Genomic DNA, 11,803 nt, shown 5'->3' with positions numbered 1-11,803 from the left:
CGTAACGAGGTGTTTGACGTGTTTTACGCCTGCGGCACGGTATCGGCGAACGACGGCCGCTGCATGAGCTTGTCGAAATGCCGGGCGAGATTCGGATGCGGCTCGCGCCAGTCGAGCTCCGGCATGCGGAAGTCGAGATAGCCGAGCGCGCAGCCCACCGCGATGTCGGCGAGCGTGTAGCGGTTGCCCGCGCACCACGCATTGCCCGCAAGACCCTTGGCCATCGCGTTCAAGCCCTCGCGAATCTTGCGCTGCTGGCGCGCGACCCATGCCTCGCTGCGCTGCTCGGGCTCGCGCTGCGTGCCTTCCAGGCGGATCAGCACGGCGGCGTCGAGCATGCCGTCGGCGAGCGCCTCCCAGCACCGCACCTCCACGCGCTCGCGCCCGCCCTGCGGAATCAGCTTGCCGACCGGCGAGAGCATGTCGACGTACTCGCAGATCACGCGCGAATCGAACACGGCTTCGCCGTCCTCCATCACGAGACACGGCACCTTGCCGAGCGGGTTGAAATCGTGAATTGCCGTGTCGGCGCCCCACACGTTTTCAAGCACCAGCTTGTAGTCGATTTTCTTTTCGGCGAGCATGATCCGCGCCTTGCGGACGTACGGGCTGCCGAGCGAACCGATAAGTTTCATCACACCTGCCTTTTCTGGAATCCGGCGAAAGTATACGTTGGAATGCCCTGATTCTGACGGGTCGCCTTCGCTAGCAGCAGATTTCTCCGATCAGCGTTGTCGGCTCGATGCAACAACGCACGCGAGCGGTCCCCGGCGACGCGCGTGCTGCACAGAAGCCACTGCGCAGGCGCAACTACGCAGGCGCTACAATCGCAAGATGGACACGACCCTCACGGAAAGCGCCTCGGCCGCCTCGCGCGCCGCAGCCGATGCGCCGCGCGGCCCCGATGGCGGCGCCGCGCTGTACCGCGCGCGCCGCGAACGCGTGCTCGCCGCGCTGCGCGCCAAAGGCGGCGGCGTGGCGCTGGTGCCCACCGCGCCCGAGGCGCTGCGCAACCGCGACACCGAATATCCGTATCGGCACGACAGCTACTTCTATTACCTCACCGGCTTCACCGAGCCCGAGGCGCTGCTCGTGCTCGACGCGAGCGCGGGCGAGAACCAGCCCGCCACGATCCTGTTCTGCCGCGCGAAGAACGTCGAGCGCGAGACGTGGGAAGGCTTTCGCTTCGGGCCCGACGGCGCGCGCGAGGCATTCGGCTTCGACGCCGCGTTTGCCGTCGACGATATCGACACCCAGGTGCCGCGCCTGATCGCCGATCGCCCGGCGCTCCATTACGCGCTGGCGGCCTCGGAGCGCTTCGACGCGCAGGTCAAGCGCTGGATCGACGCCGTGCGCGCGCAGTCGCGCAGCGGCGTTGCCGCGCCGGCTGCCGCGTACGACCTCGTGCCGCTGCTCGACGACATGCGCATCGTCAAGGACGCACACGAGCTCGACACCATGCGCCGCGCCGCGAAAATTTCGGCGCTCGCGCACGTGCGCGCCATGCAGGCGTGCCGCGCCGGCATGCGCGAATACGAGCTCGAAGCCGAGCTGCTCTACACGTTCCGCAAGCACGGCGCGCAGGCGCCCGCCTACGGCTCGATCGTCGCGACGGGCGCGAACGCCTGCGTGCTCCACTACCCGGCCGGCAACGCGGTGGTGCGCGAAGGGGACCTGATCCTGATCGACGCCGCCTGCGAGCTGAACGGCTACGCCTCGGACATCACGCGCACCTTTCCCGCGAGCGGGCGCTACACGAGCGCCCAGCGCGAGCTCTACGAGATCGTGCTCGCGGCTCAGCAGGCCGCCATCGACGCCACGCGCGCGGGCGTGAACTTCGAGGCGCCGCACGAGGCCGCCGTGCGCGTGCTCGCGCAAGGGCTGCTCGACACGGGCATCGTGGACAAGCAGCGCTGTGCCAGCGTCGACGACGTGATCGCCGCGCGCGCCTACGCGCGCTTCTATATGCATCGCACCGGGCACTGGCTCGGCATGGATGTGCACGACGCGGGCGACTATCGTGAGCGCGGCGAACGCGACGCAAATGCCGCCTCTGCCAATACCAATGCCAATGCCCCTGCCGCCGCCGCGCCGCCCTGGCGCACGCTGCGGCCCGGCATGACGCTCACGATCGAGCCCGGCCTCTACGTGCGCGCCGCCGAAGACGTGCCCGAGCGCTACTGGGACATCGGCATCCGCATCGAGGACGACGCCATCGTGACCGCCGCCGGCTGCGAGCTGATCACGCGCGACGTGCCCGTGGCCGCCGACGAAATCGAGGCGCTGATGCAGGACGCGCGACGCGGCGCGTGAGCGCACTTAAAAAGCCAACGATCTGAAGCGAACGCAGCGACATGAATGCAGCGAACACCCCGGCAGGCGGGGCCACGAGCGGGATGATGAGCGGGACCGCAAGCGCAGCCACGCACGCGCCCAACGAATATGACGTGATCATCGTCGGCGCGGGTCCGGTCGGGCTCGCGCTCGCCGGCTGGCTCGCGCGGCGCAGCGCGACGGCGGCCCTCTCGGTCGCGTTGATCGACGCGCGCGAACCCGACGACAGCGCCGGCGACCCGCGCGCCATCGCGGTCTCGCAGGGCAGCCGCACGCTGCTGCAGGCGCTCGCGTGGCCGCAGGACGCAACGCCGATCGAGCGCATCCACGTCTCGCAGCGCGGCCACTTCGGCCGCACGCTGATCGACCGGCACGACTACGACCTGCCCGCGCTTGGCTATGTCGCGCGCTACGGCGCGATCGTGCAGTCGCTCGCGCAGGCGGTGCGCGGCACGCGCGTGCACTGGCTGCACCACACGCACGCGCACGAACCGGTCGTCGAACACGACGGCGTGACGCTGCCCGTGCAAAGCGCGGGCGTCATGCGCACGCTGCGCGCGCGCATTCTCGTGAACGCGGAAGGCGGGCTCTATCGGGCGCAAACCGCGCACCAGCCGCCGCGCACCGGCACGGACCGTAACGACGAACAAGGCGAAACCGCCGATGCTTCGGGCGAGGCCGGCTCCGCCACCGCCACGGACACGGACACGCGCAAGCGCACCCGCGACTACGGCCAGACCGCGCTGGTCGGCGTGGTGACGGTTTCTTCGCCGCAGCCGCATGTGGCTTGGGAGCGCTTCACGAACGAAGGCCCGATCGCGCTATTGCCGATCGGCGGCGTGCGCGGCGCGGACTACGCGCTCGTGTGGTGCTCGTCGCCGGTCGAGGCCGAGCGCCGTGCCCAGCTTTCCGACGCCGATTTCCTCGCCGCGCTCGGCGCCGCCTTCGGCACGCGGCTGGGGCGCTTCACGCAGATCCATGGCCGCGCGGCGTTCCCACTCGGCCTGAACGCGCTCGACACGCTGGTGAGCGGCAACAACCGCATCGCGGCCGTGGGCAACGCGGCGCAAACGCTGCATCCGGTGGCCGGCCAGGGCCTGAATCTCGGCCTGCGCGATGCCCACGCGCTCGCCGACGCCCTTGCGCAACACGGCGCGACCCCGCATGCGCTCGCCGACTTCGCGGGCCGCCGCGCGTTCGACCGCCGCATGACGATCGGCGCGACGGACATGCTCGCGCGCCTGTTCACCATCGACTTCGCGCCGCTCGCGGCGCTGCGCGGCCTCGCGCTCACGGCGCTCGAGCTCGCGCCGCCGATGAAGACGGCGCTCGCGCGGCAGATGATGTTCGGGCAGCGGAATTAACAGGACGAATCGGCGCTCACTCTGAAAGGGTCGAATCGCGTTTCATATCAAGGCGTTGCGCCCGAGCCTTGGCCCGTCTGCCAGAACAACACCAGGGTCCACAAGCCGAGACCGCCCATCTCGTTAACGCTAAAATATGCGTTTCCCCTTTTCGAGCCGCCGCCGCGCCGATGCCTTCGACGTCCATCGAAGCCAGCCGGGCGCGCTGCCGCTTTCGTCCGTGCATCATGTTCACAATTGGCCGACACACCCTGCGCAACAACCTGTTCGTCGCCCCCATGGCGGGCGTGACGGACCGGCCGTTCCGTCAGCTGTGCAAGCGGCTGGGCGCGGGCTATGCGGTCTCGGAGATGGTCGCGTCCAACGCGCAGCTCTGGAAGAGCGAGAAGACCATGCGCCGCGCCAATCACGCGGGCGAGGTCGAGCCCATCGCCGTGCAGATCGCCGGCGCGGACCCGGAGATGATGGCCGAAGCGGCGCGCTATAACGTCGCAAACGGCGCGCAGATCATCGACATCAACATGGGCTGTCCGGCCAAGAAGGTCTGCAACGTGGCGGCCGGCTCCGCGCTGCTGCAAAACGAGCCGCTCGTCGCGCGCATCGTGAAGGCCGTGGTGGACGCCGTGGGCGTCGGCCCCGACGCCGTGCCCGTCACGCTCAAGATCCGCACGGGCTGGGACCGCGAGCACCGCAATGCGCTCACCATCGCGCGCATTGCGGAAGACAGCGGCATCTCCATGCTCACCATGCACGGGCGCACGCGCGCCGACCTCTATCACGGCGAAGCGGAGTACGAAACGATTGCGGCGGTGAAGGCCGCCGCGCGCATTCCGGTGGTCGCCAACGGCGACATCACGAAGCCGCAGAAGGCGCGTGACGTGCTCGCCTTCACGGGCGCCGACGCCATCATGATCGGCCGCGCGGCGCAGGGCCGCCCGTGGCTCTTTCGCGAGATCGAGCACTTTCTGTCGACCGGCGAGCTGCTGCCGCCCCCGCGCGTGAACGAGATCCAGGCGATCATGAACGAGCACCTCGAAGACCACTACGCGTTTTATGGCGAATTTACGGGTGTGCGTACTGCGCGCAAGCATATCGGCTGGTACACTCGCGGCCTTTGCGGCGCCAATACCTTCCGGCATCGCATGAACACGCTGGACACCACGCGCGACCAACTCGCCGCCGTCAACCAGTTCTTCGACGAGCAAAAGGCCGTTTCCGAGCGCCTCGTCTACGTCGACGACGAAACCGGCGCCGATGGCGCAAGCGGCGAGCGCGAACCCACCGATCGACTGGCAGCATGAGCAAGCACAATATCGAACAATCCGTCCGCGAGAGCCTGGGCATGTACTTTCAGGATCTCGACGGCAGCAACCCGCACGACGTCTACGAAATGGTGATGGCGTGCGTCGAAAAACCGATGCTCGAGGTGGTGCTCGAGCAGGCAGGCGGCAATCAGTCGCTGGCCGCCGAGTATCTCGGCATCAACCGCAACACGCTGCGCAAGAAGCTTCAGCAGCACGGCCTGCTGTAACGGCCGTCGCCGCTCATCAGGGCGGTACTGGACTTCCGGCGCGGACTCCTCGATCCCTCGGCAACTTCTCCCCCATCATGATCAAGCAAGCGCTCATCTCCGTTTCCGACAAGGCCGGTATCGTCGATTTCGCGAAATCGCTGTCGGACCTCGGCGTCAAGATCCTGTCGACCGGCGGCACCGCGAAACTGCTCGCGGACGCGGGTCTCTCCGTCACCGAAGTGGCCGATTACACCGGCTTCCCGGAAATGCTCGATGGGCGCGTGAAAACGCTGCACCCGAAGGTCCACGGCGGCATCCTCGCGCGCCGCGACCTGCCCGAGCACATGGCCGCGCTCGAAAAGCACGACATCCCGACGATCGACCTGCTGGTGGTGAACCTCTACCCGTTCGTCCAGACGATCTCGAAAGAAGAGTGCTCGCTCGAAGACGCGATCGAGAACATCGACATCGGCGGCCCGACCATGCTGCGCTCGGCGGCGAAGAACCACCGCGACGTGACCGTCGTGGTGGATCCCGCCGACTACGCGAAGGTACTGGAAGAAATGCGCGCGAACGGCAACGCCGTGAGCTACGCGACCAACTTCCGCCTCGCGACCAAGGTGTTCTCGCACACGGCGCAGTATGACGGCGCGATCACGAACTACCTCACGAGCCTCACCGAAGCGCTCGAGCACAAATCGCGCAACACCTACCCGGCCGTGCTGAACCTCGCGTTCGACAAGGTCCAGGACCTGCGTTACGGCGAAAACCCGCACCAGAGCGCCGCGTTCTATCGCGATCTTGCGACGCCGGCTGGCGCGCTCGCGAACTACACGCAGATCCAGGGCAAGGAACTCTCGTACAACAACATCGCCGACTCGGACGCCGCGTGGGAGTGCGTGAAGACTTTCGACGCCCCCGCCTGCGTGATCATCAAGCACGCGAATCCGTGCGGCGTGGCCGTCGGTGCTGACACGCTCGAAGCGTATTCGAAGGCGTTCCAGACCGACCCGACCTCGGCGTTCGGCGGCATCATCGCGTTCAACCGCGAAGTGGACGAAGCTGCGGCGCAGGCAGTCTCGAAGCAGTTCGTCGAAGTGCTGATCGCGCCGTCGTTCTCGGCAGCCGCCAAGGCCGTGTTCGCCGCGAAGCAGAACGTGCGTCTGCTCGAGATCGCTTTGGGCGAAGGCCATAACGCATTCGACTTCAAGCGCGTGGGCGGCGGCCTGCTGGTGCAATCGCTCGACGCGAAGAACGTGCAGCCGCACGAGCTGCGCGTGGTGACCAAGCGCCACCCGACGCCGAAGGAAATGGACGATCTGATGTTCGCGTGGCGCGTCGCGAAGTTCGTGAAGTCCAACGCCATCGTGTTCTGCGCCAACGGCATGACGATGGGCGTGGGCGCGGGCCAGATGAGCCGCGTGGACTCGGCGCGCATCGCCAGCATCAAGGCCGAGAACGCGGGTCTGAAGCTCGCGGGCACGGCCGTGGCGTCGGATGCGTTCTTCCCGTTCCGTGACGGCCTCGACGTGGTGGTCAACGCGGGCGCGACCTGCGTGATCCAGCCGGGCGGCTCGATGCGCGACGACGAGGTGATCGCCGCCGCCGACGAGCACAACATCGCCATGGTGATGACGGGCATCCGCCACTTCCGTCACTAATCGCCCCGGCGCGCGAGACGCGCCGATACTGCGAGAAGCCCGCCGGACCTCGCGTCCCGCGGGTTTTTCTTTACGCCGCGCCCGGCGTTCCCGCGTGCCGCCAAGGCTCGCGGCCGCTGTGCCGTTCGTTGTACCATCGCAGGCACATCCTCGACACACAGCGCTTTCCCCCGCATTTCATGAGAATTCTCGGCATCGACCCCGGCTTGCGCGTGACCGGCTTCGGCGTGATCGAGCGTCACGGTCACCAGCTCACGTATGTCGCAAGCGGCGTCATCCGCACCGCCGATGCCGATCTGCCCACGCGCCTCGGCACCATCTTCGAAGGCGTCTGCACGCTGATCCGCCAGCACGCGCCCGACCAGGCCGCCATCGAAAAGGTCTTCGTCAACGTCAATCCGCAGTCGACGCTGCTGCTCGGCCAAGCGCGCGGCGCGGCCATCTGCGGGCTCGTCTCGGGTGGCGTGCCGGTGGCCGAATACACCGCGCTGCAACTGAAGCAGGCCGTCGTGGGCTATGGCCGTGCGACCAAGGAGCAGATGCAGCAGATGGTCGTGCGCCTGCTCGCGCTCACGGGCACGCCCGGCACCGATGCCGCCGACGCGCTCGGTATGGCGATCTGCCACGCACATAGCGGCGACACGCTCGCGGCGCTCGGCGGCATCGCGCCCACGCTCGCGAAGAAGGGCGTGCGCGTGCGGCGCGGACGGTTGATCGGCTAAACAACGCCCCTGGCCATCAGGCCAACGTTCAGAGGAAGCGCGCCGCGCAGCAGCGCGCTCCGCTACACTCTGCCCTTTCCCACATCACTGAACTTGCCATGATCGGTCGCATTGCCGGCGTATTGCTGGAAAAGAACCCGCCGCACCTGCTCATCGACTGCAACGGCATCGGCTACGAAGTCGACGTGCCGATGAGCACGTTCTACAACCTGCCCGGCACCGGCGAAAAAGTCGTACTGCTCACGCAGATGATCGTGCGCGAGGACGCGCACCTGCTTTACGGCTTCGGCACCGCGCAGGAGCGCGCGACGTTTCGCGAACTGCTCAAGATCACCGGCATCGGCGCGCGCATGGCGCTGGCCGTACTCTCGGGCATGAGCGTGCACGATCTCTCGCAGGCCGTGACGCTGCAGGACTCGGCGCGCCTCACGCGCGTGCCCGGCATCGGCAAGAAAACCGCCGAGCGCCTGCTGCTCGAACTCAAGGGCAAGCTCGGCGCGGATCTGGGCGCGATGGCCGCGGCGGCGTCGCCCTCGGACCACGCGAACGACATCCTCAACGCGCTGCTCGCGCTCGGCTATTCGGAGAAAGAAGCGCTCGCCGCCATCAAGAGCGTGCCGGCCGGCACGGGCGTCTCCGAAGGCATCAAGCTCGCGCTGAAGGTGCTCTCGAAGGCGTGAGGGCCGCGTGATGCCGCGTGATGCCGCGTGATGGCTGCGTGATGATGCTGCCTTGTGGCGGCGCGCGGTGCGTGCGATACGCGTGGTACAGCGCGGTACAATCGCTGCATGATCGAAACCGACAAACTCGCCGCTAGCGGTGGCGCCAGCCCCAGCCGCGTGATCGCCGCCACGCCGGCCTCGTCCAACGAGGAGGCGTTCGAGCGCGCGCTGCGCCCGCGCCAGCTCGACGAATACGTTGGCCAGGAAAAGGTGCGCGGCCAGCTCGAAATCTTCATCGAGGCCGCCAAACGCCGCTCGGAACCGCTCGACCACGTGCTGCTGTTCGGGCCGCCGGGCCTCGGCAAGACCACGCTCGCGCACATCATCGCGCGCGAAATGGGTGTCAATCTGCGGCAGACCTCGGGCCCCGTGCTCGAACGCGCGGGCGACCTCGCGGCGCTGCTCACCAACCTCGAAGCCCACGACGTGCTGTTCATCGACGAAATCCACCGGCTCTCGCCGGTCGTCGAGGAAATTCTGTATCCGGCGCTCGAGGACTATCAGATCGACATCATGATCGGCGAAGGGCCGGCCGCGCGCAGCGTGAAGCTCGACCTTCAGCCCTTCACGCTGGTGGGCGCAACCACGCGCGCGGGCATGCTCACGAACCCGCTGCGCGACCGCTTCGGCATCGTCTCGCGACTCGAGTTCTACAACGCAAGCGAGCTTTCGCGCATCGTGCAGCGCTCGTCGGCGCTGCTCGGCGCGCATATTCATCCTGACGGCGCGCTTGAAATCGCGCGCCGCTCGCGCGGCACGCCGCGTATCGCCAACCGCCTGCTGCGCCGCGTGCGCGATTACGCCGAAGTGAAGGCCGACGGCACGATCACCGCGCAGGTGGCCGACGCCGCGCTCAAGATGCTCGACGTCGATCCCGTGGGCTTCGACCTGATGGACCGCAAGCTGCTCGAAGCGATCCTGCACAAGTTCGACGGCGGCCCGGTGGGCGTGGACAATCTGGCGGCCGCCATTGGCGAAGAGCGCGACACGATCGAGGACGTGCTGGAACCGTACCTGATCCAGCAAGGCTTCCTGCAGCGCACGCCGCGCGGACGTGTGGCCACCCAGCTCACCTACCGGCACTTCGGCCTCGTCGTGCCCGACGACGCATCGACGGGCGGCGACTGGAGCCCGGACGCGTCGTAAGGCGCGGCAAGGCGCACAGCGCGAACGAGAGCACGATGTCCGATCACGCCGGCCGTCCCCCCAACGCTCCCGAACCGACTGGCCTCGTCGGCCAGATCGCGCGGCGCCTGCGCATGACGCTCGCCGAAAACGTCACGCATCTCACCACGGGCAGCGGCCCGAAGCTCGACTACTCGTCGCCGCCCGGCGACCCGGGTCTGTTCGGCCCGAACGCCATCTGCTGGAAAGTGCATGCCGACTTCGCCGCGATGATGGCGGGCGGCATCAGCGCCCTGCTGCTGCAAGCGCTGCACCCGCTCGCTCTCGCGGGCGTGTGGGACCACTCGACGTTTCGCAGCGACATTCTCGGCCGGCTGCGCCGCACCGCGACCTTTATCGCCGGCACCACCTACGGCAGCCGCGCCGATGCGCTCGCGCTCATCGAGCGCGTGAAGACCATTCACCTCGCGGTGACGGGCACCGCACCCGATGGCCGCGCGTATCGCGCAAGCGACCCCGCGCTGCTCACGTGGGTGCATGTGGCCGAGGTATCGAGCTTTCTGGCCGCCTATTTGCGCTACGTGAATCCCGCGCTGCCTGGCGAGGCGCAGGATCAGTACTACTCGGAAGTCGCGCTCATCGCACAGTTGCTGGGCGCAACCGAAGTGCCGCGCTCGCGCGCCGAAGTCGCGGCCTATCTGCAAGCGATGCAGCCCGAGCTCGTCGCCAGCGAGCGCACGCGCGAAGTCGTGCGCGTGCTGATGGAAGTGCCGGTGCCGCGCCCGGCGATGCGCCCCGCAGGCGCGTTGCTACGTAATGCGGGCATCGACCTCCTGCCGCCGTTCGCCCAGCAGATGCTCGGCTTCGACCGCTTCGCGCTCGCCCGCCGCGCGATGGTGCAGCCGGGCATGCGCGCGGTCGCGCCCGTGCTGCGCTGGGCGCTCGTCAATGGCGTCTCGAAACGCGCGCGCCGGCGCGCAGCCGCGCCACCAGCGCCCTGAATCCCTCCTCGTTCTGCTCGCCATGAAAAAACGGCCAGGCTGCTTGCGCAGGCTGGCCGCTTCATCGGAAACCTCATCCGGTCGAGGACCGGACGTTGCTTACATCTTCACCACGTCGAGCAGCGACTTCTTGCCCGCCTTGTAGTTGTAGAGCGAAATCACGCCGTGCTTGAGGTCGCCCTTCGAATCGAACACTGTCTCGCCGATCACACCCTTGTAGTCGGTGCCCGGGATCTGCGCGAGGACCTTCGCCGGATCGGTCGAGTTCGCGCGCTTCGTTGCGTCGACGACGATGTACACCGCGTCGTAGGTGAACGGCGCATCGTATTCGACCGCGTGGCCAAAGCGCTTCTGGTATTTCGCCGAGAACGCCGCGCCGCCTTCCATGCGCTCGAGCGCCATGCCCGCTTGCGAACAGACGATGTTGTCGGAAGCCGAGCCCGCGAGTTGCGCGAGGCTTTCCGTGCACACGCCGTCGCCGGCCAGCACCTTCGCGCGCAGGCCAAGCTGGCGCGCCTGCTTGGCGAACGGGCCGCCGGTGGCGTCCATGCCGCCGTACATGATCGCGTCGGGATTCTCACCCTTGATCTTGGTGAGAATCGCGCGGAAATCGACGGCCTTGTCGTTGGTCGCATCGTGCGAGACGACCTTCATGCCGAGCGACTTCGCGGTCTTCTCGAACTCGTTCGCGAGGCCCTGGCCGTAGGCGGTCGAATCGTCGACCACGGCCACCGTCTTCACGTTCAGGCTTTTCGCGGCGTAGTTGGCCAGCGCGGGACCTTGCTGCGCGTCGGTCGCAACCACGCGATAGGTGGTCTTGAAGCCCTGCTGCGTGTAGGTCGGGTTCGTCGACGAGGGCGAGATCTGCACGATGCCCGCGTCGCTATAGATCTTCGCGGCGGGAATCGACGCGCCCGAATTCAGGTGGCCGATCACAGCCACGACCTTGTCGTCGACGAGCTTCTGCGCGACCTGGGTCGCCTGGCGCGGGTCGGCGCCGTCGTCCTGGCCGTCGAGCGCGAGCGTGACCTTCTGGCCGCCGATCGTGAGGCCCTTGGCGTTGATCTCTTCGATGGCGAGACGCGCGCCGTTTTCGTTGTCCTTGCCGAGGTGCGCCGAGCCGCCCGTGAGTGGGCCGACATGACCGATCTTGACGACCTGGTCAGCGGAAGCGTTGGCCGACGCAGTGGCCAAACTCGCCGCGAACGCCACGACAGCGGCGCTCACCGGCAACAGCTTGTGAAGCTTGAACGTCATTAAGAATCTCCTGCGGTTGTTCTTGAAACTGCGCTTCGTTTTTTCGTCTGCAACCCTGGCCTTGCCAACACCGCATGCACGGGGTGCGCGCATCCCTCTTCAAC

11 protein-coding genes are annotated in these 11,803 nt (G+C 67.4%); 9 read left to right on the top strand and 2 right to left on the bottom strand.

The features are described from left to right. Positions 1-23 precede the first annotated feature (23 nt). A complete protein-coding gene (locus P5W98_RS02215; protein ID WP_421023040.1) occupies positions 24-635 on the bottom strand; it encodes a glutathione S-transferase in 612 nt (203 codons plus the stop codon). Between the two features lie 199 nt (positions 636-834). Here P5W98_RS02215 and P5W98_RS02210 point away from each other — a divergent pair, with 199 nt between their 5' ends. The 9 genes from P5W98_RS02210 (at position 835) to P5W98_RS02170 (ending at position 10,442) form a co-directional block, all read left to right on the top strand. After that, entirely contained in the window at positions 835-2,313 is a 1,479-nt protein-coding gene (locus P5W98_RS02210; RefSeq protein ID WP_421073487.1) for an aminopeptidase P N-terminal domain-containing protein, read from the top strand. An 86-nt stretch (positions 2,314-2,399) separates the two neighbouring features. Then, positions 2,400-3,698, top strand: coding sequence for a UbiH/UbiF/VisC/COQ6 family ubiquinone biosynthesis hydroxylase (locus P5W98_RS02205; RefSeq protein ID WP_421073885.1), 1,299 nt, complete (start codon positions 2,400-2,402; stop codon positions 3,696-3,698). Between the two features lie 227 nt (positions 3,699-3,925). Next, entirely contained in the window at positions 3,926-4,999 is a 1,074-nt protein-coding gene (gene dusB / locus P5W98_RS02200; protein WP_434661640.1) for a tRNA dihydrouridine synthase DusB, read from the top strand. Beyond that, on the top strand, positions 4,996-5,229 hold the full coding sequence (locus P5W98_RS02195; RefSeq protein WP_065065118.1) for a Fis family transcriptional regulator: 234 nt from the start codon (positions 4,996-4,998) through the stop codon (positions 5,227-5,229). Before dusB ends, P5W98_RS02195 begins: the two co-directional genes overlap by 4 nt. A 77-nt stretch (positions 5,230-5,306) precedes the next feature. Further along, positions 5,307-6,872, top strand: coding sequence for a bifunctional phosphoribosylaminoimidazolecarboxamide formyltransferase/IMP cyclohydrolase (gene purH, locus P5W98_RS02190; protein ID WP_421023037.1), 1,566 nt, complete (start codon positions 5,307-5,309; stop codon positions 6,870-6,872). Between the two features lie 179 nt (positions 6,873-7,051). Continuing rightward, positions 7,052-7,594, top strand: coding sequence for a crossover junction endodeoxyribonuclease RuvC (gene ruvC, locus P5W98_RS02185; protein WP_421042542.1), 543 nt, complete (start codon positions 7,052-7,054; stop codon positions 7,592-7,594). Between the two features lie 98 nt (positions 7,595-7,692). Further along, a complete protein-coding gene (ruvA, locus tag P5W98_RS02180; RefSeq protein ID WP_421042543.1) occupies positions 7,693-8,274 on the top strand; it encodes a Holliday junction branch migration protein RuvA in 582 nt (193 codons plus the stop codon). 108 nt (positions 8,275-8,382) lie between these two features. Further along, positions 8,383-9,462: a Holliday junction branch migration DNA helicase RuvB gene (gene ruvB / locus P5W98_RS02175; RefSeq protein ID WP_421023034.1), complete on the top strand. Its 1,080-nt coding sequence runs from the start codon at positions 8,383-8,385 to the stop codon at positions 9,460-9,462. Positions 9,463-9,497: 35 nt separating this feature from the next. Next, positions 9,498-10,442, top strand: a complete 945-nt coding sequence (locus P5W98_RS02170) for an oxygenase MpaB family protein (protein WP_421023033.1) — start codon at positions 9,498-9,500, stop codon at positions 10,440-10,442. Positions 10,443-10,541: 99 nt separating this feature from the next. On the opposite strand, the gene P5W98_RS02165 is transcribed toward P5W98_RS02170, so the two are convergent. After that, entirely contained in the window at positions 10,542-11,699 is a 1,158-nt protein-coding gene (locus tag P5W98_RS02165) for a branched-chain amino acid ABC transporter substrate-binding protein (RefSeq protein WP_434718187.1), read from the bottom strand. Positions 11,700-11,803: the final 104 nt, after the last annotated feature.

Source organism: Paraburkholderia sp. A1BS-2L (assembly GCF_051125205.1).
Taxonomy (GTDB): domain Bacteria; phylum Pseudomonadota; class Gammaproteobacteria; order Burkholderiales; family Burkholderiaceae; genus Paraburkholderia.
The sequence above is the reverse complement of the archived record's forward strand: the minus strand, read 5'-3'. Positions and strand labels throughout refer to the sequence as shown.